The organism is Lentibacillus sp. L22 (genome assembly GCF_040812445.1).
GTDB classification, from domain to species: Bacteria; Bacillota; Bacilli; order Bacillales; family Amphibacillaceae; genus Lentibacillus_C; species Lentibacillus_C daqui.
Map to the genome: position 1 here is coordinate 1 of NZ_JBFNXI010000001.1, position 26089 is coordinate 26089.

General features: G+C 41.1%; 25 protein-coding genes. 22 read left to right on the plus strand and 3 right to left on the minus strand.

The window, feature by feature from the left end; translation table 11 throughout:
- The coding region (locus ABRT01_RS00005) for a transposase (protein WP_367745956.1) at positions 1–296 on the minus strand (296 nt) is incomplete at its 3' end.
- Between the two features lie 383 nt (positions 297–679).
- On the opposite strand from ABRT01_RS00005, the gene accB reads away from it, so the two are divergent.
- The 14 genes from accB (at position 680) to spo0A (ending at position 14139) form a co-directional block, all read left to right on the plus strand.
- A complete protein-coding gene (gene accB, locus ABRT01_RS00010) occupies positions 680–1183 on the plus strand; it encodes an acetyl-CoA carboxylase biotin carboxyl carrier protein (RefSeq protein ID WP_269412232.1) in 504 nt (167 codons plus the stop codon).
- 12 nt (positions 1184–1195) lie between these two features.
- Positions 1196–2551, plus strand: a complete 1356-nt coding sequence (gene accC, locus ABRT01_RS00015; protein WP_269412233.1) for an acetyl-CoA carboxylase biotin carboxylase subunit — start codon at positions 1196–1198, stop codon at positions 2549–2551.
- A 26-nt stretch (positions 2552–2577) separates the two neighbouring features.
- A complete protein-coding gene (locus ABRT01_RS00020; protein WP_367745957.1) occupies positions 2578–2973 on the plus strand; it encodes an Asp23/Gls24 family envelope stress response protein in 396 nt (131 codons plus the stop codon).
- A gap of 171 nt (positions 2974–3144) precedes the next feature.
- Positions 3145–3519, plus strand: coding sequence for a transcription antitermination factor NusB (nusB, locus tag ABRT01_RS00025; protein ID WP_269412235.1), 375 nt, complete (start codon positions 3145–3147; stop codon positions 3517–3519).
- A gap of 81 nt (positions 3520–3600) precedes the next feature.
- Entirely contained in the window at positions 3601–4455 is an 855-nt protein-coding gene (folD, locus tag ABRT01_RS00030) for a bifunctional methylenetetrahydrofolate dehydrogenase/methenyltetrahydrofolate cyclohydrolase FolD (RefSeq protein WP_367745958.1), read from the plus strand.
- Complete coding sequence (xseA, locus tag ABRT01_RS00035) at positions 4452–5852, plus strand: exodeoxyribonuclease VII large subunit (RefSeq protein ID WP_367745959.1); 1401 nt, start codon at positions 4452–4454, stop codon at positions 5850–5852. The genes folD and xseA overlap by 4 nt, the downstream gene beginning before the upstream one ends.
- Positions 5836–6072, plus strand: coding sequence for an exodeoxyribonuclease VII small subunit (locus ABRT01_RS00040; RefSeq protein ID WP_269412524.1), 237 nt, complete (start codon positions 5836–5838; stop codon positions 6070–6072). The genes xseA and ABRT01_RS00040 overlap by 17 nt, the downstream gene beginning before the upstream one ends.
- Positions 6072–6956: a polyprenyl synthetase family protein gene (locus ABRT01_RS00045; protein ID WP_367745960.1), complete on the plus strand. Its 885-nt coding sequence runs from the start codon at positions 6072–6074 to the stop codon at positions 6954–6956. Before ABRT01_RS00040 ends, ABRT01_RS00045 begins: the two co-directional genes overlap by 1 nt.
- Before the next feature lie 1002 nt (positions 6957–7958).
- Positions 7959–8531, plus strand: a complete 573-nt coding sequence (locus ABRT01_RS00050; protein ID WP_367745961.1) for a hypothetical protein — start codon at positions 7959–7961, stop codon at positions 8529–8531.
- A gap of 23 nt (positions 8532–8554) precedes the next feature.
- On the plus strand, positions 8555–9397 hold the full coding sequence (locus ABRT01_RS00055) for a TlyA family RNA methyltransferase (RefSeq protein ID WP_269412240.1): 843 nt from the start codon (positions 8555–8557) through the stop codon (positions 9395–9397).
- Positions 9390–9839, plus strand: a complete 450-nt coding sequence (gene ahrC, locus ABRT01_RS00060; protein WP_269412241.1) for a transcriptional regulator AhrC/ArgR — start codon at positions 9390–9392, stop codon at positions 9837–9839. Before ABRT01_RS00055 ends, ahrC begins: the two co-directional genes overlap by 8 nt.
- A gap of 49 nt (positions 9840–9888) precedes the next feature.
- Entirely contained in the window at positions 9889–11619 is a 1731-nt protein-coding gene (gene recN, locus ABRT01_RS00065; RefSeq protein WP_367745963.1) for a DNA repair protein RecN, read from the plus strand.
- A 204-nt stretch (positions 11620–11823) separates the two neighbouring features.
- Positions 11824–13104 (plus strand): SpoIVB peptidase, encoded by a 1281-nt coding sequence (gene spoIVB / locus ABRT01_RS00070; protein ID WP_367745964.1) that lies wholly within the window; start codon positions 11824–11826, stop codon positions 13102–13104.
- 252 nt (positions 13105–13356) lie between these two features.
- Complete coding sequence (spo0A, locus tag ABRT01_RS00075; protein ID WP_269412244.1) at positions 13357–14139, plus strand: sporulation transcription factor Spo0A; 783 nt, start codon at positions 13357–13359, stop codon at positions 14137–14139.
- Between the two features lie 86 nt (positions 14140–14225).
- Here spo0A and ABRT01_RS00080 read toward each other — a convergent pair whose 3' ends face one another.
- Together ABRT01_RS00080 and ABRT01_RS00085 are read right to left on the minus strand one after the other, a co-directional pair.
- On the minus strand, positions 14226–15572 hold the full coding sequence (locus ABRT01_RS00080; protein ID WP_367745965.1) for an aspartate kinase: 1347 nt from the start codon (positions 15570–15572) through the stop codon (positions 14226–14228).
- Positions 15573–15672: 100 nt separating this feature from the next.
- Positions 15673–15912 (minus strand): DUF2627 domain-containing protein, encoded by a 240-nt coding sequence (locus tag ABRT01_RS00085; RefSeq protein ID WP_367745967.1) that lies wholly within the window; start codon positions 15910–15912, stop codon positions 15673–15675.
- Positions 15913–16096: 184 nt separating this feature from the next.
- On the opposite strand from ABRT01_RS00085, the gene ABRT01_RS00090 reads away from it, so the two are divergent.
- The 8 genes from ABRT01_RS00090 to ABRT01_RS00125 all read left to right on the plus strand — a co-directional run bounded on the left by ABRT01_RS00090 (position 16097) and on the right by ABRT01_RS00125 (position 26082).
- Positions 16097–18178 carry a sigma 54-interacting transcriptional regulator gene (locus ABRT01_RS00090; protein WP_367745968.1) on the plus strand — a complete coding sequence of 694 codons (2082 nt, stop codon included), beginning with the start codon at positions 16097–16099 and terminating at the stop codon, positions 18176–18178.
- A gap of 166 nt (positions 18179–18344) precedes the next feature.
- Positions 18345–19439 carry a Leu/Phe/Val dehydrogenase gene (locus ABRT01_RS00095; protein ID WP_269412247.1) on the plus strand — a complete coding sequence of 365 codons (1095 nt, stop codon included), beginning with the start codon at positions 18345–18347 and terminating at the stop codon, positions 19437–19439.
- Positions 19440–19555: 116 nt separating this feature from the next.
- Entirely contained in the window at positions 19556–20977 is a 1422-nt protein-coding gene (gene lpdA, locus ABRT01_RS00100; RefSeq protein WP_269412248.1) for a dihydrolipoyl dehydrogenase, read from the plus strand.
- A 148-nt stretch (positions 20978–21125) separates the two neighbouring features.
- Positions 21126–22118, plus strand: a complete 993-nt coding sequence (locus ABRT01_RS00105; RefSeq protein ID WP_367745969.1) for a thiamine pyrophosphate-dependent dehydrogenase E1 component subunit alpha — start codon at positions 21126–21128, stop codon at positions 22116–22118.
- A 15-nt stretch (positions 22119–22133) separates the two neighbouring features.
- The gene (locus tag ABRT01_RS00110; protein WP_367745971.1) at positions 22134–23117 is read left to right on the plus strand and encodes an alpha-ketoacid dehydrogenase subunit beta; all 984 of its coding nucleotides are present in this window, start codon (positions 22134–22136) and stop codon (positions 23115–23117) included.
- A 52-nt stretch (positions 23118–23169) separates the two neighbouring features.
- Positions 23170–24444: a dihydrolipoamide acetyltransferase family protein gene (locus tag ABRT01_RS00115; protein WP_367745972.1), complete on the plus strand. Its 1275-nt coding sequence runs from the start codon at positions 23170–23172 to the stop codon at positions 24442–24444.
- A gap of 117 nt (positions 24445–24561) precedes the next feature.
- On the plus strand, positions 24562–24993 hold the full coding sequence (locus tag ABRT01_RS00120; RefSeq protein WP_269412252.1) for a BrxA/BrxB family bacilliredoxin: 432 nt from the start codon (positions 24562–24564) through the stop codon (positions 24991–24993).
- Between the two features lie 99 nt (positions 24994–25092).
- Complete coding sequence (locus tag ABRT01_RS00125; RefSeq protein WP_367745973.1) at positions 25093–26082, plus strand: aromatic acid exporter family protein; 990 nt, start codon at positions 25093–25095, stop codon at positions 26080–26082.
- Positions 26083–26089: the final 7 nt, after the last annotated feature.

The window sequence follows — 26089 nt, forward strand, 5'->3', positions numbered from 1 at the left end:
GTGCGATAGCTGGGTTCATGTCCTTGAGCCAACCACATCATGCGGATACTATCCTGTAATAAAGCTTCTATTTTACGACCAGAAAACACGGATTGCGTATACCCACACAAAATGACTTTCAACATCATGCGAGGATGGTACGCAGGACGGCCGGTTTGTCGTATAAAGTCATCGAAAACCTCTTCGGGAATACTCTCGACAAGATCATTGATCGCAAAAGCAATATCATTCTCTTTCAATTTAATTTCTAAATCTAGCGGCAAAACTACCTGATTCATGGTATAATGTTTAAACATAAGGACACCTCCATAAATTATTGTGTAGTTACTTTAATTTTATCAAAGGGTGTCCTTTTTGTTTACTAAAATAATGTCAAAAAAGGCGTGGGGCCTACACTTTTTTAGTGTAAGCTCCTACGCCTTAATTTTTATTTACTGGAGTTTTGTCCCAGCCTCTTTATTTTGTATTCGCAATCTGATCACATTATTGCTATAATTAGACTGTTATTTGGCCATTGGAGAGAGAATATAAAGCATTTTGAAGGTATTGCCCTTGATGTTTGTTAAGGCTTTATCGTAAAATGTGAAAGGGAACAATTTAGGACCTGTTTTTATATTTTGGTATTAATTTTTTAGGAATTCACAACTGAATGTCCTGTAAACAAAGGGGTGCTTAGGAAATGTTAAATGTAGAAGAAATTCAGGAATTAATTAAATTGATCGACCAAACATCTATTGACGAATTTACCTATGAAACACAGGGAACAACGATTTCGATGAAGAAGGCTTTGGGTGAAACGATGGTGCAACCAGTTCAAAAGGTAGTAGCCCCAGTTGAAAAGCCTGCCGAAACAATTAGTAATCCATCGCCACAGCCAGTAGCAGAGCAAGATCAAGCGCAAGTATCACAAACCGCCCACACCAACGAATCAACCGTTGATTACGATTATGAGATTACGTCCCCAATGGTCGGTACATTATATTCTTCTTCATCACCGGAGGCAGATCCATATGTACAAAAAGGCAGCACAGTGCAAAAAGATACCGTGGTTTGTATCATTGAAGCAATGAAATTATTTAACGAAATTGAAGCGGAAGTGAATGGAGAAATCGTCGAGATCTTAGTGGATGATGGCGAATTGGTGGAATATGGTCAGCCGTTATTCCGAGTCAAGACGAAGTAAGGGGACGATAGCATGATTAAAAAACTATTGATCGCGAACAGAGGGGAGATCGCTGTTCGAATTATTCGCGCATGTAAGGAAATGGACATAGAAACTGTTGCTGTATATTCAGAGGCAGATAAAGAATCATTACATGTAAAGCTTGCTGATGAAGCATACTGCATTGGGCCGACATCAAGCAAAGATAGTTACCTTAATTTCACCAACATTATGAGTGTTGCTACGATGACCGAGGTGGATGCCATTCATCCGGGATATGGATTTTTATCGGAAAACGCAGATTTTGCCGAGATCTGTCGGGCTTGTAATGTTACTTTCGTTGGTCCATCCTCGAATGCTATCCAGCAAATGGGAATCAAAGATGTTGCCAGGGAAACAATGAAGAACGCGGATGTACCAATCGTTCCCGGTTCTGAAGGAATCATTGAATCCGAAGAAGAAGCAATCGAAGTTGCAGAAAAGATTGGCTATCCAGTCATTATTAAAGCTACTGCCGGGGGCGGTGGAAAAGGGATCCGTGTTGCTCATGATCAAGACAACCTGATCAAGGGAATCCGGATTACACAAAAAGAGGCAGAAACCTCTTTTGGTAATGCTGGCGTATATTTGGAAAAGTTTATTGAAGATTTCCGCCATGTTGAAATCCAGGTTTTAGCGGATCAGCATGGGAATGTAATTCATTTGGGTGAACGGGATTGTACGATTCAGCGCCGATTGCAAAAATTGGTAGAAGAATCGCCATCACCAGCGTTGACACCTCAAATAAGGAAGCAAATGGGTGAAGCTGCTGTAAAAGCCGCCAAAGCGGTAGACTATGTTGGAGCAGGTACGATTGAATTTATTTTTGACCGGTCGAGCAAGTCATTCTATTTTATGGAAATGAATACACGTATCCAAGTGGAACATCCGGTAACTGAAATGGTCACTGGCATCGATCTGGTTAAGGAACAAATTAATATTGCTAACGGCAAACCATTATCTATTACCCAGGAAGAAGTTGAATTCGAGGGCTGGGCAATTGAATGTCGGATTAATGCGGAGAACCCGTTTAAAAACTTTATGCCTTCACCAGGCAAAATTGCGATGTATTTACCACCAGGCGGTTTAGGGGTTCGCGTTGATTCAGCAGTATATCCGGACTACACCATACCGCCATATTATGATTCCATGATTGCGAAATTAGTCGCCTATGGGCCAACAAGAAAAGAAGCCATTCAACGGATGAAACGTGCCTTGGATGAATATGTTATTGAAGGGATTTATTCGACGGTTCCGTTTCATCGGATCATTATGGACCATGAAGTGTTTGTTGGCGGTGATTTTAATACGAAGTTCCTGGAAGAACATCCGATTGAGGAAATTGAATAAGGTGAGTGTTCAAAAGGAGGGTAAATATGAGTGAACAACCATTATTAGACGTTAGTGATGATACAAGTCTTGGAAAGGTTGAAATTGCCCCTGAGGTTATAGAGGTAATTACCGGTATTGCAGCCTCTGAAGTAGACGGCCTGTCATCTATGCGTGGCAATTTTGCTGCCGGGGTGGTGGAACGCTTAGGGAAGAAGTCACATGGTAAAGGGGTCAAGGTCGAATTAACTGATTCAGGGATATTGATTGATCTGTATGTCGTTTTAAACTTTGGCGTTTCCATTCCGGAAGTTGCTCAAAAGCTACAAACGAATATCAGACAGACAATTAAAAATATGACTGCACTTGAAATCGCGGAAATTAACATTCATGTCGTTGGGATCCAAATGGAAAATCGTGAACAAACAGAAACCGACGAATAGAAATAAAAGCCATGGTCCAAGGAATACGCCCTTGGCCATGGCTTTTATTGCGGAGAATCTATATGATATATCCATGTTCGCAAAGGTGCATGCCCAGCTACCAGAGCGCTTTTACTTTTCATGTAATCATGTTATGATTTGTAGAGATATAATAGAAGGAGTAGTGTTTTGATGAAACGTCATGCGGCAAGAGAGAAGGCCTTTCAAATTTTATTTCAACTGGACATCAATGAAATAAACCCCAAACATGTTGCAGAGGAGCAAGTGAAACAGGATGCATTTTTGGAAAAACTTGTGTCAGGTGTCATCAATCATAAAACAGAAATTGATTCAGTGATTACGAATCATTTGGAGAAATGGTCTATCACCAGGATCGCGACAGTAGAACGGACTATACTGCGAATAGCAACTTATGAATTACGTTATCTTGATGATATGCCAGCAAAGGTTTCCATCAATGAGGCTGTTGAATTGGCACACACGTACGGGGATGACAAGTCCGGTAAATTTGTTAATGGCGTTTTATCACGCATTAACGGGCTGTAATACCGCCTCCTTTTTTAAGCGCGAGTAAACTCAACCAAGAAGAAAGGGTAAACGGCCCATAAATCAAAAGGGGATGAGGACTTGACGGCAGAAGTGATAAATGGTAAGGAATTGGCAGCTGAAATCAAGGCGGAGATGAAGGCAGAGGTATCCCGCTTACGTGAACAAGGACTAATACCACATTTAACGGTAGTGTTAGTTGGAGATGACCCGGCATCAAAATCATATATAAATGGGAAGAAAAAAGCATCCGGGGAAATAGGGATTTCATCGCAAATCATTGAACTTCCCTCGTCTACAACAGAAAAAGAATTGCTTGAATTGATTGACCGGCTCAATCATGATCGGGATGTTCACGGAATATTGGTTCAGTTACCATTACCGGAACATATCCAGGAACAATCGATCATTGAGGCAATTGATCCGGCGAAGGACGTTGACGGGTTCCATCCAATTAATGTTGGTCGAATGATGACAGGTAAGGATTCATTCCTGTCTTGCACACCATATGGAATTATAACCATGCTAAAATCCCGGGATATTCAAATAGCTGGTAAACATGCGGTTGTCATTGGCAGAAGCAATATAGTTGGCAAGCCGGTTGGCCAACTTTTGCTCAATGAAAATGCGACGGTAACGTATTGCCATTCCAAAACAGCGGATTTAAAACATCATACGCAACAAGCAGATATCCTCGTAGTTGCTGTTGGCAGGGCGAATGCAATTGATGCCGATTATTTGAAGGGTGGAGCTGTAGTTGTTGATGTAGGAATCAATCGATTGGCTGATGGCTCGCTTACGGGTGATGTTGATTTTGACAGTGCAAAGGAAAAAGCTGCATACATTACTCCGGTGCCAAAAGGTGTGGGGCCAATGACGATTACCATGCTGTTGAAGAACACGATTAAAGCTGCGATTGGACTGGCAGACCATTGAACGATAAATATCTAACAGTTACGGCCCTGACAAAATATATAAAGCGGAAATTTGATACCGACCCACACTTGCAAATCATTTGGCTAAGAGGAGAAATTTCCAACTTTAAACACCATAGCCGGGGTCATATGTACCTGACGATAAAAGATGAATATTCGCAAGTGCGAGCTGTTATGTTTGCCGGAAATAACCGGTATTTAAAATTCGTCCCGGAAAATGGTATGCGTGTCCTGATCAAAGGGAAAATTGGTGTATATGAACCACAAGGGCAGTACCAGCTTTATATTCAGCAAATGCAACCCGATGGCATTGGTGCATTGTATTTAGCTTTTGAACAATTAAAGGAAAAACTACATAAATTGGGGTACTTTGAAGAGAGCATCAAGAAACAATTACCAAAATATCCAAAGCATATTGGTGTGATTACTTCACCAACTGGAGCTGCTGTTCGTGATATCATTACAACAATTAAACGAAGGTACCCGATCGTTGAAACGACTGTTATACCGGTACTTGTGCAAGGACAGGCTGCTGCTGATTCGATTAAACGGGCGATCGAATATGCCAACAAACTGGCAGCATTCGATGTGCTTATTGTCGGTAGAGGCGGCGGTTCGATTGAGGAATTATGGAGCTTTAATGAAGAAATCGTTGCCCAAGCAATTTTTCATTCAGAAATTCCGATCATTTCCGCTGTCGGACATGAAACAGATGTAACGATTAGTGATTACATCGCCGACTTGCGCGCACCAACCCCAACCGGAGCAGCAGAACTCGCTGTCCCTTCACAAGTGGAACTAATGGATAAAATTCAAGGGTTCAAACGCTCCTTGACGAAAATAATGACCCAAAATATCACTCAGGCTGAAACGCATTTAAACCGTATGAAACGGGCATATGCTTTTCGGTATCCCGAACAGCTTGTCGTTCAAAAAGAGCAGGAACTGGATAAGCTGGTTGAACGAGTGGAAAAAGGTTTTAATCAAGTGACTGCCGATAAACAACGGTCATTACGAGTGATTGAACAACGTTTACTAAATCAGCATCCCCGAGAATTGTTGGAACAAATGAAAAAGGAATTAAAGCAAATAACCAAACAACAGCGTAATGCTATGAAGCAAATCGTTGAAAGAAAATCTGTAACGTTTGCAAATATGATTGATAAACTATCCTTGTTAAATCCACTGGAAACGATGAAACGTGGCTATGCCATTCCATATGCAGCCAATGGTCAGATTATCCGATCGATAGCGGCTGTAGATTCAAATGAGGACATTTCCGTTCAGCTTGCGGACGGATTACTGGATTGCAGGATTATTGAGAAATACCGGTCACGAAAACTCGATACCGGACAAGGCACGAATATGAAGGAGGAGCATGATGGAGACGACATCTGAAGAAATTTCGTTTGAAGAGGCCATGTTAGAATTGGAAAAGATTGTAGAACGGCTGGAAGAAGGAGATGTACCTCTGGAAAAGGCCATTTCCTATTATCAGGACGGTATGAAACTTTCCAAATTATGTAATGATAAACTGAAACAGGTACAAGACCAAATGACTAAAATAATGAATGAACAGGGAGAAACGGAACCATTTACGATTCAGGAGGAAGAGTAGTGCCGCAAACATTTGAACAGTATATCGAACAAAACAAGAAAATAATCGATGAAGAATTGCGCCGTTATTGTCAATCATTACGGATTCCCAATCGTTTAAAAGAAGCAATGCTATACTCGCTTGAAGCGGGCGGAAAACGATTGCGTCCAATTTTGCTCATGGCTGGCTTTGAAGCATATGGCAAGGAGAAAAGTAACGTATTGTCAACAGCAGTCGCATTGGAAATGATTCACACGTATTCCCTGATTCATGATGATCTGCCAGCGATGGACAATGATGATTTCCGCCGTGGAAAACCGACAAACCATCGTGTGTTTGATGAAGCGACCGCAATCCTGGCTGGTGATGCCTTATTGACGTATAGTTTCGAAATTATTGCTGATGATCCGCTGCTTACTCAGGACCAGAGGGTGAAGGTTATTAAACTGCTGTCTCAGGCCAGTGGACCAAAAGGAATGGTGGCTGGGCAGATGCTGGATATGGAAGCGGAAAACAATGAAATATCCTTGGCAGAACTGGAAGAAATTCATGCACAAAAGACCGGGGAGTTGTTTGCGTTTGCGATAACGGCTGGTGCATATCTTGGAGGAGCAACACCTGGCCAACTGGAACATTTGCGGGAATTTGCACACTGTTTGGGACTGATTTTTCAAGTTCAGGATGATATTCTTGACGTAATAGGTGATGAAGATAAAATCGGCAAACCGCTTGGCAGCGATGTAACCAACGACAAAAACACATACCCCAAATTATTGAGTCTCGATGGCGCACAAAATAAGAAACAAGTTTATAAAGAAAAAGCGAATACAGCCTTGGAAAAAGCCGGAGCGGAAACTTCCTTACTAATGGAACTAACTGATTATTTTAGTAACCGCGACCATTAAAAACAAAGGCGTTGAAGCCGGCTGTGGATCGCTTTGGATGCAAGAACCGACTTGAGGGATGTCGTCTTATGGCAATGTGAAAGGACCTGCATCCTGACGTCATGATGGTAAAATCGTAGAAATTTGGTGCGAAACATGCTATAATATAGTCAATACGGAATGGTGCAGTATTCTAGTCAGCCCTCCGCTCCTGAAGGCAGGCCTAAAAATCTGCTAAAGGGCACATCGATGAAGTTCCTTGTGTTGGCTTGAGGCGCCCAGCCTTGGGTCAGTGCTGGGAGTTAAGGTTTTAGGGCGATCCACAAAGGCATGTGGGCGATGACCCTATTACCGCGGAGGCCCATATCTGTCGTGATGACTAAGCCTAGGAATCATTATGGAATGGGGTATGAACCTGCTTATGTGAGGGAAGGGACAACTCACATGCAGCGTAGCCTGCCTTGAGTGGTACTTGAGAGGATTGGACTTTAAAAATAGTAAATCAGATGGCCACTGGTTTCACTATTGTTTTCTCCATGAAATCGAGACTGCAAAAGAGGCTAGGGAACGGTTAAAGGCTGTTGAGGAAATCTCCTAGACTGTTCTTATGGACGTATAAAAGAGATTATAGTGTGGACTAAGTGGTAATCCAGTCCGGCTTTTGGTGACAAGCCGAGATGGTTTTAAAGGGGAACCGCCTTTTATGGCAACATTGGGTAACCATCTGGGAAAACCTACTGGACCTAAGCCACAGTTTTAATCTTTTGTACGGCCATTCCGGTTCTACATACCAAGAGTGTTCAAAAGGAGGATAAAAAGGACCAAGAAGTTCGAGGCGGCGTAGTTTTGAGCAGCGGGCTTGTATAGGTTGAGCAGCGGAAAAACAAGCCAACGAACTTCTTCAAAGGAAGGCCGACTAAAAACGGGCTTGCGCTCAGGCGTCGGTATACCCCCTTTTGCAGGGGCACGTCATTTTTACCGGACTGTTTGAACATCCTCTAATTTATTCAAATGAGGTAAAGAATGAAATCACATATAAAAAGCTCGATTAAATTTAGTTTAACCACTGCCGTTATCACATTTGTGTTAGCGGCAATTTTTTCAGTCATATCACAGTCATTGTTAAGTGATGTCATGTGGGTTGTTGGATTATTGATTGTACTGTTTATCGTCTTAATTGGCGTGGTATTCGATATGCTGGGAATTGCCGCAACTGCTGCAGATGAGAAGCCATTTCATGCGATGGCTGCTGAAAAAATAAATGGGGCAAAAGAGGCGGTCCGAATTATTCGTAATGCTGACAGGTTTGCCAGTTTTTGTAACGATGTGATCGGTGACATCTCCGGGATTGTTAGTGGAACAGCAACTACTATTGTTGTGTTACAAATTGCCAACATGCTGAGACAAGGCGATGGCTCTTCTGCTCAAATAGCCTTAAACGTGTTTTTAACAAGTTTAGTTGCGGCAATAACTGTGGGCGGGAAAGCATTTGGAAAATATTTTGCGATCCATGCCTCCACGAATATTATTTTTTACACTGGAAAAGTGGTTGCGTTTTTAGATCACCGTTTCAAAATCAAGATATTATCTAAATAAAAAAATCAACAAAATTGAGGATTATGCATATGGCAAAAAAAAGATTGGATGTATTATTAGTTGAAAGGAATTTAATCGATACACGGGAAAAGGCAAAGCGGGTTATTATGGCCGGTTTAGTATTTTCCGACCAGGAGCGGATGGACAAGCCCGGTGTGAAGGTAGACGAAACGATTCCATTGGTTATTAAGGGTAAGCAGATGCCTTATGTGGGTCGGGGCGGCCTAAAACTGGAAAAGGCCTTGAACTATTTTGCGATTTCTGTGAATGGTCGGATTATGGTTGATGTTGGATCATCAACAGGCGGTTTTACCGATTGTGCTTTGCAGCAGGGGGTAACCAGAAGTTATGCCATTGATGTTGGTTATAATCAGCTCGATTGGAAGTTAAGGAATGATGACCGTGTTGTGGTGATGGAGCGAACCAATTTCCGCTATGTAACACCAGATATGCTTGACAAAGGAAGACCGGATTTTGCTACTATCGATGTTTCCTTTATTTCATTAAAATTGATTTTACCTGTTTTAAAAATATTGCTGGCTGAAAACAGTGATATTATTGCCCTAATTAAACCGCAATTTGAAGCGGGGCGTGAACAAGTTGGCAAAAAAGGAATTGTTCGGGATAAGCGGGTACATCTTCAGGTTTTGACAACAATCATTGCATTTGCCAAAGCAGAAGGCTACCAAGTTTTCGACATAACGTACTCACCAATCACCGGCGGCGATGGCAATATCGAATTTTTAGCTCATTTTGGCTGGAATCATGACAAAACTGGTAGAACCATCACCGATTTTGAATTGAGGCAATTAGTCGCCAAGGCACACCATAATTTCATCGTAAAAAAGAGGGAAAATGATGAGTAAAATTCAACGTCATATTAAAATTCGTGAATTAATTACAGAAAACGAAATTGAGACACAGGATGAATTAGTGGATCGTTTAAAAAGTCTTGGATATAATGTCACCCAAGCAACTGTCTCCCGGGATATAAAGGATTTGCATCTGGTAAAAGTACCAACAGGCAAAGGTTTGCATAAGTATAGTCTCCCAGCTGACCAACGCTTTAATCCCCTGGATAAATTAAAACGCTTAATTGTGGATGCATTTGTCAAAATTGATCATGCCAGCCATTTTATTGTGCTAAAAACATTGCCAGGTAATGCACATGCGATTGGGGTTTTGATTGATAATTTGGATTGGGAAGAGATTATGGGTACGATATGCGGGGATGATACATGTCTGATTATTTGCCACACGGAGGCTGAATCATTGCTTATTAAAGATCGTTTTTTAAGTATGCTATAATAAAAAAGATACAAAGTTTTATTTATTATTTTGTAAGGGGAGACGTAACGTGCTTACGGAATTATCCATTCAAGATTTTGCTATAATTGATCATATTTCACTAACCTTTCAAGAAGGTCTCACTGTTTTAACGGGTGAAACTGGAGCCGGTAAGTCGATTATTATTGACGCCATTCAATTACTTGCCGGTGGACGCGGTTCAGTTGAATTTGTCCGGCATGGCACCAAAAAGGCACAAATTGAAGGTTTGTTTACTATCGAAAATCCGGATCATCCCATTTACAATTGCGGAAAACAATACGGGATTGATATCCAGGATGAAATGGTTGTTTTACATCGAACGATTACAGCAAGCGGGAAAAGCATCTGTCGGGTGAATGGAAAATTGGTAACGTTAGCCATCCTGAAAGAATTTGGAAAAACATTAATCGACATTCATAGTCAGCATGAAACACAAAGCTTAATGGATCCTGATAGCCATATCCGCTTACTTGACATGTATGATCCAGAGGCTATTTCACAAGCTAAAACCACCTACCTACAATTATATGAAAAATTACAAACATTAAAAAAGCGCTATCAGTCGTTATCCGAGAATGAACAAGAAACTGCCCACCGCCTTGATCTTCTTCAATTTCAAATGGACGAGCTGGAAAAGGCAGAACTGCAACCCAATGAAGATGAAACACTAGAAGAAGAACGTGCGGGACTGGCGAATTTTGAACGTATTTATCACGGGCTTCAAGATGCTTATAACGCTCTGTACGGGGAACAAAAAGGTTTGGAATGGTTAAGCATGGCAAGCCAATCACTCCAGGAGAATCAAGCGTACGACAATTTTGTTGCTGAAAAAGCAGAAGAATTGTCCAACCATTACTATATGATTGAAGAATTAACTGTTGCATTGCGTAATTATAGTGAAACATTGCAATACAATCCCGAACGCCTAAATGAATTGGAAGCAAGACTGAATGAAATAAATCGTTTAAAGAAAAAATATGGACCTACTGTTAATGACATCCTTGAGTATATGGCGAACATTGAGGAAGAACTCGAGCAGCTTACCAATAAAGATTCCCATTTGGTTCAATTAGCCGATGAAATAAACGAATTGGAACAAGATGCGTATTTGGAAGCAAAACAATTGCATGATATTCGCAAGCTTGCTGCAAAACAATTAACAGAAGCGATTCATCGGGAACTTGCCGGATTATATTTGGAAAAAGCGTCATTTGCGGTTGCTTTCGATGCGAATAACGATGAAACAAATCCGGTTAAACAGCCGCGGTTATCTGAAAATGGCTATGATCATGTACGTTTTCTTATTTCAACCAATCCTGGTGAACCATTAAAGGATACAACAAAAGTGGCTTCTGGTGGAGAATTATCCAGAATTATGTTAGCTATTAAAACCATTTTTGCCAAACACCAAGGTGTAACCAGTGTAATTTTTGATGAGGTGGATACCGGGGTTAGCGGCCGGGTTGCCCAAGCAATAGCCGAAAAGATTTTTCGCATTTCTACTGATTCCCAGGTTTTATGTATTACCCATTTGCCGCAAGTTGCTGCTATGGCTGATACACATCAGTTAATCGAAAAGCATGCGGATAACAATCGAACGGTCACAGCTGTAACCGAGTTAACGACCAAGCAAAAAACTGACGAACTTAGCCGGATGATTACCGGTACGAAATTAACTGATACAGCAAAAGAACATGCAAAGGAATTACTGGATTTGGCCGAAAGTTTTAAACAAAAAATACAAATGCAGCTTAATTGACATTCAATAATGGGTATCCCCTGAATTATGCTCAAACAACCAGACAATTATGTCTGGTTGTTTGTTTTCTGCGCTAAATATTTGAAAAAGGAAATGTTACACTGCTTTTCTTATCATTCCCCAGTTTAAAAAGGACCTCGTTCGGTCAAATTAGAAATACAGAAATAAATATGGTATGGGCAAGGAACGAGGAGAGTGAATTGATTGAAGCACACAAATAAAATACGAATATTGGTTGGTGTTTTGCTTCTGACAGCGATGATTGCAGTTCCTTTTTTTACACCACTGAAGCAATACCTGTCCATTCCCAATAAATTGGTCACATTCATCAACCAAGCTCCATTTGAAGTTCCTGCTCTAGGAGATAAGATAAAGATTAAAACCGATAACAAAAATGTTCAGGCAATAAACTCCTCCAAATTTCAGGCATCCAAAACGGGAAATAGCCAATTGGTATATAATGTGGCAGGTTTCCCCGTAAAAAAGGTGGATCTTTCCGTTTTAGATGATGTTAAGGTTGTACCTGGCGGTGAATCCATCGGGGTACAGCTCCACACGCTAGGCGTTTTGGTTGTTGGACATCATTTGGTCAAAGGCGATAATGGTGCCTCATCCCCTGGAGAGAAAGCTAACATAAAAGTTGGCGATATCATTTTAAAAATTAATGGGAAATCAGTAAAAGAAATGGCAGATGTAAAGCCTTATGTGGAAGAAGCTGGGGAAAGCGGCGAAGATTTGGATGTAACAATCAAACGGGGAAAAGAAACGATGAAAACGACGCTTCACCCGGAAAAAGATAAAAAATCATCTGAATATCAAATTGGTTTGTATATCCGCGATTCAGCAGCAGGTATAGGAACAATGACATTTTATGAACCCAAATCCAAAAAATATGGTGCGTTAGGGCATGTTATTTCAGATATGGATACGCAAAAACCGATTCAAGTCCATAATGGTACCATTGTCGGTTCCCAAGTGACTTCGATTGAAAAAGGAGATAACGGTGCCCCAGGAGAGAAGCAAGCAAAGTTCTCTGTAAAAGACGATAAATTGGGTAATATAACAAAAAATAGTCCGTATGGGATCTTTGGCAAATTAAAGAAATCTGTTGAAAATGGTATTTACGACAAACCAATGCCAATTGCTTTATCACATCAGGTAAAAGAAGGACCTGCCAAAATCCTAACGGTGGTTGATGGTGAAAAAGTTGAGGCCTTTGATGTCGAAATTGTCAGCAGTGTTCCACAGAAATATCCGGCAACAAAAGGAATGATCATTAAAATTACCGATCCCAAATTGCTGAAAAAAACAGGTGGAATTGTACAAGGTATGAGCGGCAGCCCGATTATTCAAGATGGAAAGGTTCTTGGTGCCGTTACCCATGTATTTGTTAATGATCCAACATCCGGTTATGGTGTTCATATCGAGTGGATGTTGCAGGAGGCGGGAATAAACGTTAATAATTCCCAAAAAAAGGCAAGCTAATAATAAAGGGTACTCAAAAGCTTTAGAAAACATTGCTTTTGAGTATTTTTTATGACAAAATACGACAAAAATAGTAGCGTTTTGTCGTAAAACCGCAATTTTTATCAAATGTAGTCGTAAAACGAAGGTAATCAGAGATATACAAAGTTTTTTCCGTAAAAATTAAAGTTTTTTAAATAAATAGAGGATATTTAAATCAAATGTCGAATACATTACGTAGAGACCGGAAATACATAAAGGAGGAACAAGTCTGTGGAAAAAATAACGGTTTGTTTAGTCGATGATAACAGAGAGCTGATTCAACTTATGGAGGATTATTTCGAAGGACAGCAGGATATCGAGGTTATCGGTACTGCATATAATGGTCGTGATTGCTTGGAATTGTTAGATGACATTGATCCGGATGTTTTGATATTAGACATTATCATGCCGCATGTCGATGGACTGGCGGTGCTTAACCAACTACGGGACATGAATAGAGAGCATGATCCAAATGTGATCATGCTGACTGCATTTGGCCAGGAGGAAGTCATGAAAAAGGCAGTGGATTTGGGTGCTTCCTACTTTATTCTGAAGCCGTTCGATTTGGACAATTTGGCGGATCAGATTCGGCAAGTACAAGGAAGCAGCGGTATTAGCCATTCAAACCAGAGAAAATTTAATAAGAAAGAACAAAAGAAAAAAGATTTGGAAGCAAGCATTACCAATATTATTCATGAAATTGGTGTGCCGGCGCATATCAAGGGGTACATGTATTTAAGGGAAGCCATTACCATGGTTTATAATGATATTGAATTATTAGGATCCATAACAAAAGTATTGTATCCGGACATTGCCAAGAAATTCAATACAACGGCATCACGGGTAGAACGGGCGATCCGACATGCCATTGAAGTAGCATGGAGCAGAGGTAATATTGAATCCATTTCGGCATTATTTGGATATACAGTGAACATTTCCAAAGCAAAGCCGACGAATTCGGAATTCATCGCAATGGTTGCTGACCGATTAAGGCTGGAACATAAGGCAAGTTGATGCAGGCGGGATAAAATAGCACAGTGAATTTGTCGTAACAAACTCACCGTGCTATTTTTGCCGCTATTCGCTGACTTTCAAAAAAATCAGGTGAAAAACGCTTTATATAATGATTGCACCGAACGTTCCAGGTCTACTTCCTGAATACCGAACATCATGGAAACTTCAGATGAACCCTGGTTTATCATCATGATATTGACACCGGAATCGGTAATCGCACTTGTCGCTTTTTTGGCTACGCCGACCGTACTGATCATTCCTTCCCCGACAACCATGATCATTGCCAAATCACGATGAATTTTGATGGTATCAACGTGTAATTCCGATTCTATTCGTTCGATCACTCTTCTTTCTTTCTCTTTTGTGAAGTATTTTTGCCGAATGACAACAGACATATCATCAATTCCCGATGGTGCATGTTCAAATGAAATTTCTTCGTCTTCAAAGATCTGCAATAATTTTCGTCCAAAACCCAACTCACGGTTCATCAGATATTTGCTGACGTAGAGACTGCAAAACCCGTCATCACCGGCAATTCCGACAACACATTGTTCCGTTGGTTCCTTTTCAGCGACCACCATTGTACCTGGTGCATTTGGGTTATTTGTATTTTTGATGCAAACCGGGATTCCTTTTTTAAACGCCGGGATTAATGCTTCGTCATGGAATACAGAGAACCCGGCATATGATAACTCACGCATTTCTTTATAAGTGATAGTGGTTATCTCTTTAGGCTGTTCAACAATCGATGGATTTACGGTATAAACGGAATCGACATCGGTGAAATTTTCGTAAAGTTCGGCTTGTACACCTGCTGCGACAATCGAACCTGTAATGTCAGATCCGCCCCGGGAAAAAGTAACCAACTTTCCTGACTTCGTATATCCAAAAAAACCGGGGATGATTTGCACGCCATCTTGTTGACGTAATTTATACAAATTGGTAAAACTTTCTTCAAGAACTTGTGCATTTCCGGGTTGATCGCTCACAATAATGCCTGCGGTTTCCGGGTTCAAGTATGTAGCTTCAACACCAATTGATGTTAAGTATGCTTGAAGCGCTTTTGCTGAAAAAACTTCGCCCAGCGACTTAATGGTATCTACTTTAAGTGAATTTTCTGCATCACTTGCCAATACATCTTCTATGGTTTGGTGAAGCTCATGAGCAATCGCAGACGTTAGGTTAAGTTCCTCAAGGATACTTAGAAAACGATCGTTAACCAGGTCGAGCAAATCTTCATATGGACGGTCCTGATCATCGTTTTCCGATATCTTGATTAACGTATCGGTGATTTTTATATCATCTTTGTAGCGTTTCCCTGGTGCTGACACCACAATAAATTTTCTTGCTGGATCCTGTTTAATAATCGCACCGACTTTTTTGATTTGGTTCGCACTTGCTACCGAACTTCCTCCAAATTTTGCTACCTTCATAATATCTCTCCAATAAATAAAGATTTATAATAATGTTACAAATGGTACCACATTATTAGTCTTTTGTGTATAAAAAAAGATAACTAAATTACATAATTAGTCATCTTTTATTTGCTTGTATCTGTTTTTTAACAGCTTGCCGTTTACGGTCGCGGTGGACGATAAAACCGCCGATAAATCCGATTCCGGCAGCAAAAAGGATAAAGCCGATAAAAAATTGCAGGCCGATGTGGAGAAAGACTGCTGTTAGTTCATTAAATAATGCATCCCGCATCAATTTTATACCATAGGCCGCGATAACTCCTGGAACAACCAGTATTAAGACCGCAATTATTCGCATGTTCATTCTCCTTTGAATGTAAAAAATTTTGCTCATCATTTTTATTGCTTTCCGTTTGCGCTTGATGACTTTGTCCATTGCCAGTATAGCAAAAAACTATGAAGATAGAAACGATGTAATGTTTGCTGAAATGTGCAGATTAGCGTATGATAATAATATGCAAAAAATTGCAAGGTGGGGTTTAATGAAACGGGTGCTGATTGTTGGGGCAGGTAAGGGTGGAACCGCTTTACTGGAAATGTTATATGTAGCTGATCGGATGCAGGTCGTAGCGATTATTGACCATAATCAACAGGCAAAAGGGCTTGAACTGGCCAAAATCTATGGTATTCCAACCGGTTCAAACTGGAAGGAATGGATGGATGAGGACGTCGATATTGTCATTGAGGTGACGGGGAATGAACAAGTACTTGATGAATTAATGCAAACAAGTCATGGGAAAATGATTGTAATTCCTGGTTCCATTGCCTATATTATTGTCGAATTATTAGACGAAAAGGAATCATTATTTCGCCATATCAAAACACAAATGAATCATCAACACCTGATCCTGAATAATATTCGCGATGGCATGATTGTCGTTGATAATCAAGGTATTGTTCAATTTGTCAACAAAAGCACAGAACGAATCACGGGCATTGCAAAAGAGGCTTCTGTGGGTAAGCCAATTACGGATTTAATCGCCCAAAGCAGACTCCCCCATGTATTACATAGCCGGGTAAAGGAAGTGAATCAGAAATTACTTTTGGAAAACGGCAAGCAGGTTATTACCACAAGGATCCCAATGATTGATGCAGATGGTGAGCTGGTTGGAGCCTTCGCCGTCTTTAAGGATATTACCGAAGTGATGACCCTTGCAGAAGAAAATACTGATTTAATTGAAATTAAAACCATGCTGGAGGCGATTATTCATTCATCCGACGAAGCCATATCGGTTGTTGATGAAAACGGCAAGGGTATTATGATTAATCCGGCGTATACGAAGATAACCGGTTTAAAAGAAATGGATGTGGTCGGCAAACCGGCAAATGTTGATATTTCAGAAGGTGAAAGTATGCACATGGAAGTGTTAAAAACCCGCAAGCCTGTACGGGGAGTTCGAATGAAGGTTGGAGCTGCCAAACGTGATGTGCTGGTCAATGTTGCTCCTGTAATCGTGGATGGCAAGATCAAAGGGAGTGTTGGCGTTCTCCATGATGTATCCGAAATAAAAGCATTGACCAATGAGTTAAAGCGGGCACGGCAGATCATTCGTAACTTAGAGGCCAAGTATACATTTGACGATATAATTGGTGATTCTCCGGAATTGAAACTTGCGCTTGAACAAGCGAAGATCGGGGCGCGCACACCGGCAATTGTCCTGTTAAGGGGTGAGTCTGGAACGGGGAAAGAGCTGTTTGCCCATGCGATTCATAACGAGAGTGACCGCAAGCATAACAAATTCATCCGAGTGAATTGTGCAGCCATTGCAGAGTCAATTCTGGAGAGTGAATTATTTGGTTATGAAGAGGGGGCATTTTCCGGAGCGAAACGTGGTGGGAAACGCGGCTTTTTTGAAGAGGCAAACATGGGAAGTATTTTTCTTGATGAAATTGGTGAGTTATCATTACATACGCAGGCCAAATTATTGCGGGTGCTACAAGAAAACGAAATCGTCCGTGTCGGGGGGACAGACCCGATTCCGATCAATGTTCGTATTATTACCGCAACCAATGTAAACTTGGAAAAAGCGATTATGAACAAAACATTCAGAGAAGATTTATATTATCGCTTGAACCGTTTGCCAATCTATATTCCTGCACTACAAGAGCGCAAAACTGATTTACCATGCCTGATTGAACATATAATTGAAAAAATTAATCGGGATTATGGTCGCCATGTCCGCTCTATTTCTACCAAAGCGTTATTACGACTGGAAAAATATCACTGGCCGGGCAATGTTCGGGAATTGGAGAATGTAATTGGCCGCGCAATCATTTATATGGACATGAATGAAGAAGAAATCAACGTGGAACATATTCCCGATTTGGATTTGGCATCTGTTAAGCAAAATCCGGAAGCACAAGTTTCAGAAATAAAGCACACGAGAACTTCACTAAAGCATACCATAGAAAATTATGAAAAACAGTATATTAAAAAAGTGTACCAACAGAACAATTATAATAAAACTAAAACAGCAAAAGATTTAGATGTTTCCATTCGTAATTTGTATTATAAAATGAGTAAATATCAAATTGAAAAAAATAACCTGCAAGACCTTTCATAAGTGCAAAATTTTGCATGGTAATCTCTAAAGGAAATGAAGCGCTTACAAAGGAATTTAATTGGCATGGAAATTGCAATATTATTTTAGGCACTTCAACACGATACACAACTAAGTATAATGAACAATCCTGATGCAACATAGGGGTTCATTTGGGGAGGAATAGAAAATGGAACTATTTAATTATATGGAAAAAGACGACTATGAACAATTGGTTTTTTGTCAGGATAAAAATTCAGGACTCAAAGCAATTATTGCAATTCATGATACAACGCTTGGTCCTGCCCTTGGTGGAACAAGGATGTGGACATACGATTCTGAGGAAGAAGCAATAGAAGATGCATTACGCCTGGCTAAAGGGATGACATATAAAAATGCTGCAGCCGGTTTAAACCTTGGCGGCGGAAAAACGGTTATTATTGGTGACCCGAAAAAAGATAAGAATCCGGAGATGTTTCGGGCGTTTGGACGTTATATTCAAAGCTTGAATGGACGATATATCACAGCCGAGGATGTCGGCACCACAGTTGACGATATGGATCTGATTCATATGGAAACAGATTTTGTAACAGGGATATCTCCGGAATTCGGCTCATCCGGTAATCCATCTCCTGTCACCGCATATGGGGTATACAAAGGGATGAAGGCAGCAGCAATGGCCGCGTTTGGATCTGATTCCTTAACCGGGAGGACTATTGCCGTACAAGGGGTTGGCAATGTTGCTTTCAACGTTTGCAAGTATTTGCATGAAGAAGGGGCAAATTTGATTGTTACCGACATCAACAATGAAGCAGTCGATCGTGCTGTTGATGCTTATGGTGCAAAGGCGGTTGACCCAAATGATATCTATAGCGTGGAATGTGATATTTATGCACCATGCGCACTAGGTGCCACCATTAACGATGAAACAATTCCACAGCTCAAAGCAAAAGCAATTGCGGGCTCGGCAAACAACCAATTAAAACATCCGGAACATGGAGATATTATTCATGAAAAAGGGATTGTTTACGCTCCTGACTATGTGATTAATTCTGGTGGCGTTATTAATGTAGCCGATGAATTACAAGGTTATAATCAGGATCGGGCAATGCGAAAAGTAGAAACCATTTATGACAGCTTAACGAAGGTGTTTGCCATCGCCAACCGGGATCAAATTCCTACCTACGTTGCTGCAGATCGCATGGCTGAAGAGCGCATTGCTTCTGTCAGCAAATCCCGCAGCCAGTTCCTGTTAAATGGACATCATACATTAAGCCGTAGATAATGAAGGTTGACTGGATTGGAACATCCATTTTAAATCAATAGTATAAAGTCCTGGTTCAACCACGATATAATATATTTGAAAATGAAACGTTGATTTTGAAAAAGGAGAATGGAGTTATGACGGAAGAATATGATCTTGCCATTCTTGGTGGAGGAACAGGTGGCTATGTAGCTGCCATCCGTGGTGCCCAGTTAGGAATGAAAGTGGCTGTTGTTGAAAAGGAGCAACTCGGAGGCACATGCTTACATCGCGGGTGCATTCCTTCAAAGGCATTGCTCCGAAGTGCCGAGGTGTTCAGACAAACGAAAGAAGCAAATATTTATGGCGTCGAAACAAGTGATGTCACATTGAATTTTGCCAAGGTTCAAGACCGAAAAAAACGTGTGGTGCAAACCCTGCACCAGGGTGTAAAAGGATTAATGAAAAAAGGGAAAATTGATGTGTATGAAGGTTTTGGCCGAATACTTGGCCCTAGTATATTCTCACCAATGCCCGGAACGATTTCTGTTGAATATGCAAACGGGGATGAAAACACGATGATCGTTCCCAAAAATGTATTAATTGCCACTGGTTCAGCTCCAAAATCATTACCTGGATTAACGATTGATGGGGAACATGTCATGAATTCTGACCATGCATTACAAATGGAAGAATTGCCGGCATCGCTCATTATTGTTGGTGGTGGAGTTATCGGGGTTGAATGGGCATCTATGCTTGCTGATTTCGGTGTCGATGTGACTTTATTGGAATACTTGCCATATATTCTGCCAACAGAGGATGAGGCGATTGCCAAGGAAGCTGAAAAACTGTTAAAGAAAAAAGGAATTTCTATTGTTACTGGTGCAAACGTGTCAACAGAGTCATTAGCTATCGAAAATGGGGTACGAATCCAAGTCGAGGTAAATGGGGTGCCGGAAAGTTTTACAGCGGAGAAAATGCTTGTTTCAGTTGGACGCCTGGCAAATACAACCAATATCGGGATAGAGAATACGGACATCGTGGTGGATCATGGGATGATAAAAACCAATCAGTATTATCAAACGAAGGAATCCCATATTTATGCAATTGGAGATTGTATTGGCGGCATGCAGCTGGCCCATGTTGCTTCACATGAGGGGATCATTGCGGTGGAGCATATGGCTGATCAAGCCCCAGAGCCAATTGACTACGATACTATTCCTTCTTGTATTTATTCCAGCCCGGAAATAGCAAGTGTCGGCTTAACGGAAAAGCAAGCCACAGAACAGGGAAAAGAAATAAAGGCAGGCATATTTCCATTCCAGGCGATTGGTAAAGCACTCGTATATGGTGAGCCGGATGGTTTTGTTAAAATTGTCGCGGATAAACAAAATGATGATTTGTTGGGAGTCCATATGATCGGACCTCATGTCACTGATATGATATCCGAAGCCGGGCTTGCCAAGATACTTGATGCTACCCCATGGGAAATTGCTGAAAGCATTCACCCGCATCCAACTTTATCTGAAATAATTGGCGAAGCTGCACTTGCTGTTGATGGCAAACAAATTCACGGATAATCCATTTTTCTTAAGGTGTGTTCAAAAAGGACCGGGGTGCTTAGTCAAAGCTCCCCTTTGAAATGTGAATTCTTCTCGGGCTTATTGAACATCCTCTATAGGCAAACAAAGCCGAAAATAATAGATTGTTAAGAAGGAGGCACCATTTATGGCAAATAACCGACATGAAACACTGGGTTTGTCAGATGATCAGGTTTTAGATATGTATAAAACCATGTTACTGGCAAGAAAAATTGATGAACGGATGTGGCTGTTAAATCGCGCAGGGAAGATTCCTTTTGTCATTTCCTGCCAAGGACAGGAGGCAGCACAGGTTGGCGCGGCTTTTGCATTAAACCGGGAAAAAGACTATGTCGCACCGTATTACCGGGATATGGGTATTGTACTATCGTTTGGCATGACGACACGTGATCTCATGTTATCCGGTTTTGCGAAAGCAGAAGATCCAAACTCCGGCGGACGGCAGATGCCCGGGCATTTTGGCCAAAAGAAAAACAGAATTATTACCGGATCATCCCCGGTAACAACTCAAGTTCCACATGCGGTTGGTGTCGCGCTGGCTGCAAAAATGGAGAAAAAAGACATTGTATCCCTCGTTACGCTAGGAGAAGGATCTTCCAACCAGGGTGATTTTCATGAAGGATTGAATTTTGCTGGCGTCCATAAATTACCAGTGATTACCATGGTTGAAAATAATAAATATGCTATTTCGGTACCGATTGAACGGCAATTGGCTTGTGAAAAAGTATCTGACCGGGCAAGTAGTTATGGTATGCCTGGTATGACAGTCGACGGTAATGACCCGCTGGCAGTATATGAAGCAGTTAAAACGGCACGCGAACGAGCGGTTAATGGTAAAGGTCCGACTTTAATTGAAACTGTCTCCTATCGGCTGACCGCTCATTCCAGTGATGATGATGACCGCCAATATCGAAATAGTGAAGAAGTGGAAGCGGCCAGAAAAAAAGATTCTATCGTTACATTTGCAGCATATTTACGTGAAAAGGAAATCTTGACAGACGCACTTGAACAAGAGATTCTGGATGACATTGCTGCAAAAGTCAATGAAGCGACCGATTATGCGGAAAATGCAGCATACGCCGAGCCGGAAGAAGCATTGAAATTTGTCTATGAATCGTAGGGAGGGAGATTGATTATGCCAGTAATGTCGTATATTCAGGCTGTAACCACAGCATTAAGAGAAGAAATGCAGCGGGATGAACATGTATTTATCCTGGGGGAAGATGTTGGTAAAAAAGGTGGTGTGTTTGGGGCAACAAAGGGGTTATTTGATGAATTTGGCGATCTAAGAGTGATGGATACCCCACTCGCTGAATCTGCTATTGCGGGTGTTGGAATTGGTGCGGCCATGTACGGAAAGCGTCCGGTCGCAGAAATGCAGTTCGCGGATTTCATTATGCCTGCCGTCAACCAGATTATCTCCGAGGCAGCCCGTATACGCTACCGTTCAAACAATGATTGGGAATGTCCGATTACTATTCGTGCACCGTATGGCGGAGGGGTTCATGGCGCGCTGTACCATTCCCAATCGGTTGAAGCAATGTTTGCCAATCAGCCAGGTTTAACCATCGTTATGCCCTCTTCGCCATATGATGTGAAAGGTTTATTAAAAGCATCCATCCGCAGCAATGATCCAGTTTTGTTTTTTGAACATAAACGTGCATACCGGTTGCTGAAAGGGGAGGTGCCAGACGATGATTACGTGTTGCCGATTGGTAAAGCAGATGTGAAGCGGGAAGGATCAGACGTTACAGTGATTACATATGGGATATGTGTCCAATTCGCTTTGCAGGCAGCCGAAAAATTGGCGGAGGAAGGAATTGATGTGCATATTGTTGATTTACGTACCATCTATCCTCTTGATAAAGACACGATTATTGAAGCAGCGCAACGGACGGGAAAAATACTGCTGATTACGGAAGATAACAAAGAAGGAAGTATTATTGGGGAAGTTGCGGCTATTATTGCTGAAAATTGTTTGTTTGAACTCGATGCCCCTATTAAACGACTGGCGGGACCAGATATTCCAGCTATGCCATATGCACCAACAATGGAAAAATACTTCATGGTCAATCCAGATAAAGTGGAAACTGCGATACGGGATTTGGCGGAATTCTAAAGAAGGCATATACAATTGGAAAAATGACGGATATTCACGAAGGAGGGATTATATGGCCACTGAGAAAATTACGATGCCCCAGCTTGGCGAAAGTGTTACGGAAGGTACCATTAGCTCCTGGTTGGTAAAAGTCGGCGATAAGGTGAATAAATATGACCCAATCGCGGAGGTATTGACCGATAAAGTGAACGCTGAGGTACCATCCTCATTTACGGGTGTGGTAAAAGAGCTCGTTGCCCAAGAAGGAGATACCATTCCGGTTGGTGAACTAATCGGTTATATAGAAACAGAAGAAGCAATAAAAAATGAACAGAGCACAACCAAAGCAGATGAAAATCAGGAAATAGTTCATGCAGTCCAGGAGGATATTGAAACGGATCAATCCATGAAAACCCGGTATTCCCCTGCTGTATTACGGATGGCCCAGGAAAATAATATTGATTTGACCAAGGTAAATGGAAGTGGGAGAAGCGGCCGGATAACCAGGAAGGATATCGAAAAAATAATCGCATCCGGAAAGACACCGGAATCGACAACAGCAGAACAAACGGCACAAGACCAACAAACACATCAAACGATCCAACAACCATCATTATCTGCTGGTCTCGAGCAACAGACAACTAACACCGGGGATATCGAAATCCCAGTTACCGGCGTGCGTAAAACAATTGCCCAGAATATGGTTCGTTCCAAACAGGAAATTCCCCATGCCTGGATGACCGTTGAAGTAGATGTGACAGATCTTGTATCGTATCGTAATCAAATCAAAGATGACTTTAAACAAAAAGAGGGATTTAGTCTTACCTTCTTTGCCTTCTTTGTCAAAGCTATCGCCCAAGGATTAAAAGAATATCCGCAACTAAACAGCACTTGGGCAGGTGATAAAATCATCCAAAAAAAGGATATTCATATATCGATTGCAGTAGCGAATGAAGATAAATTATTTGTTCCGGTAATTAAACATGCCGATGAAAAAAGTATTAAAGGCATTGCAAAAGAAATCTACACGCTTGCCGACAAAGCGCGTACCGGCAAGTTAACCCCGGATGATATGCAGGGTGGTACATTTACGGTGAACAACACCGGTACGTTTGGCTCGATACATTCCATGGGCGTTATTAATCATCCACAAGCAGCAATTCTCCAGGTGGAATCAATTGTCAAACGCCCAATGATTATTAATGACATGTTTGCTGCCAGAGATATGGTGAACCTATCACTGTCACTGGATCACCGGATTTTGGATGGCCTTGTTTGCGGCAGATTTTTGGCAAAGGTTAAAGCAATATTGGAAAACATGAATAAAGATACAACATCGATTTATTAGTGCGTGTTTTGCAAGAAGGTATTACAGGGCAGGCACTTTGAATTGAAATCCTTTGATAAAATTGATAAGCTATGAATAGGATTTAACAATATTTCAATTAAGGGGATGGAAGTTCAGATGGATTTTAATCTATTTATGAATGATGTAGTCGATGCTGCACGCAGAGATATCGTCGAAGCTGGATACGAAGAATTGAAGAGTCCAGAACAAGTAGATGAGGCACTCAACCGTAAAGGGACAACGCTGGTAATGGTTAATTCAACTTGTGGTTGTGCCGGTGGTGTTGCTCGTCCAGCTGCTGCAAACGCCATTCATTATGATAAACGACCAGATAATCTGGTAACTGTTTTTGCCGGACAGGATCAGGAAGCAACCGAGCAGGCCAGAACCTATTTTGAAGGATATCCGCCTTCATCACCATCGTTTGCTTTTCTAAAAGACGGAAAAATTGTGACAATGCTGGAGCGTCATGATATTGAAGGTTTTACAGCGATGGATGTAATGGGTAAACTGCAGCATATTTTTGATGAAAATTGTGAAGAAGTATAAAAACTTCAATATCTTTTTGAGGCTGTCTCATGGATTTACGGGTCAGCCTCATTTTTGGTCAATAATGTAAATGTTCGCTTGTTAAGGGAGCTTTGTATCGTGAAAATTGGCTATCGGACCATTAAAACAGCAATAGGTACACCGGTTGCGATTACGCTTGCTCAATTGGTTGGTGTAACTAATTATGTATCTGCGGGTATTTTAACGATGCTGTGTATTCAGCCATCAAGAAAACGATCCGTCTTAAGTGCGTGGGATCGCTTTTTGGCATGTACATTAGCACTCATTTTCTCTTTTGTATTTTTTGAAACAATCGGCTATAATCCAATATCAGTGGGAATTATGCTGTTACTGTTTATTCCCGTTACCGTACTTCTAAAAGTATCACAAGGTATTGCCACAAGTTCGGTTATTATTTTGCAGTTATATGGTGCCGGGCATATTACTGTACGATTTATTTTCGAAGAGTTCTTACTGATATTGGTAGGAGTTGGCGTTGGATTACTGGTTAATTTATATATGCCTAGTTTGGAAAAAAAGTTAAAACGAATGCAGCGAAAATTGGAAAAAAACTTTCAAACGATTCTTATGGAAATTGCCTCGTACATACGGGATAGAAATGAATCATGGAGTGGAAAAGAAATTACCGAGGTAGAACATATTCTAGAAGAAGCGAATGACCTTGTGGAACGGGATATGGAAAATCATTTACTGAGACAGAAGCACCCCTATCAGGATTACTTTATCATGCGGAAAGAACAGTTTGAAGTTTTGCGGCGAATGCTTCCGCTTGTCACCAAACTGCCAAATACCGTAACTATTTCGGAATCGATTGCCGACTTTTTTGAGAAATTATCCCAATCCGTCCATCCTGAGAATACGGCAGAACTGTTTTTGGATGAACTGGAAAACCTCAAGAAAGAGTTTGACGAAGAACCACTGCCAAGGACACAGGAGGAATTTGAAACAAGGGCAAACCTGTTTCGATTGCTGCATGATATTGAAGACTATTTAATATTGAAAAAGAAATACAAGGCAAGCGATGTGGACAAAAATAAAAAGACTGGTACCGACCAAACAGGCCGGTAGTCCAGTC

What these genes read in the sequence shown, in the direction of transcription:
- accB (WP_269412232.1), top strand. Translation starts at nt 680, where the DNA reads ATGTTAAATGTAGAAGAAATTCAGGAATTAATTAAATTGATCGACCAA.
- accC (WP_269412233.1), top strand. Translation starts at nt 1,196, where the DNA reads ATGATTAAAAAACTATTGATCGCGAACAGAGGGGAGATCGCTGTTCGA.
- ABRT01_RS00020 (WP_367745957.1), top strand. Translation starts at nt 2,578, where the DNA reads ATGAGTGAACAACCATTATTAGACGTTAGTGATGATACAAGTCTTGGA.
- nusB (WP_269412235.1), top strand. Translation starts at nt 3,145, where the DNA reads ATGAAACGTCATGCGGCAAGAGAGAAGGCCTTTCAAATTTTATTTCAA.
- ABRT01_RS00040 (WP_269412524.1), top strand. Translation starts at nt 5,836, where the DNA reads ATGGAGACGACATCTGAAGAAATTTCGTTTGAAGAGGCCATGTTAGAA.
- ABRT01_RS00050 (WP_367745961.1), top strand. Translation starts at nt 7,959, where the DNA reads ATGAAATCACATATAAAAAGCTCGATTAAATTTAGTTTAACCACTGCC.
- ABRT01_RS00055 (WP_269412240.1), top strand. Translation starts at nt 8,555, where the DNA reads ATGCATATGGCAAAAAAAAGATTGGATGTATTATTAGTTGAAAGGAAT.
- ahrC (WP_269412241.1), top strand. Translation starts at nt 9,390, where the DNA reads ATGAGTAAAATTCAACGTCATATTAAAATTCGTGAATTAATTACAGAA.
- ABRT01_RS00080 (WP_367745965.1), bottom strand. Translation starts at nt 15,572, where the DNA reads ATGAAGGTAGCAAAATTTGGAGGAAGTTCGGTAGCAAGTGCGAACCAA.
- ABRT01_RS00085 (WP_367745967.1), bottom strand. Translation starts at nt 15,912, where the DNA reads ATGCGAATAATTGCGGTCTTAATACTGGTTGTTCCAGGAGTTATCGCG.
- ABRT01_RS00090 (WP_367745968.1), top strand. Translation starts at nt 16,097, where the DNA reads ATGAAACGGGTGCTGATTGTTGGGGCAGGTAAGGGTGGAACCGCTTTA.
- ABRT01_RS00095 (WP_269412247.1), top strand. Translation starts at nt 18,345, where the DNA reads ATGGAACTATTTAATTATATGGAAAAAGACGACTATGAACAATTGGTT.
- lpdA (WP_269412248.1), top strand. Translation starts at nt 19,556, where the DNA reads ATGACGGAAGAATATGATCTTGCCATTCTTGGTGGAGGAACAGGTGGC.
- ABRT01_RS00105 (WP_367745969.1), top strand. Translation starts at nt 21,126, where the DNA reads ATGGCAAATAACCGACATGAAACACTGGGTTTGTCAGATGATCAGGTT.
- ABRT01_RS00110 (WP_367745971.1), top strand. Translation starts at nt 22,134, where the DNA reads ATGCCAGTAATGTCGTATATTCAGGCTGTAACCACAGCATTAAGAGAA.
- ABRT01_RS00115 (WP_367745972.1), top strand. Translation starts at nt 23,170, where the DNA reads ATGGCCACTGAGAAAATTACGATGCCCCAGCTTGGCGAAAGTGTTACG.
- ABRT01_RS00120 (WP_269412252.1), top strand. Translation starts at nt 24,562, where the DNA reads ATGGATTTTAATCTATTTATGAATGATGTAGTCGATGCTGCACGCAGA.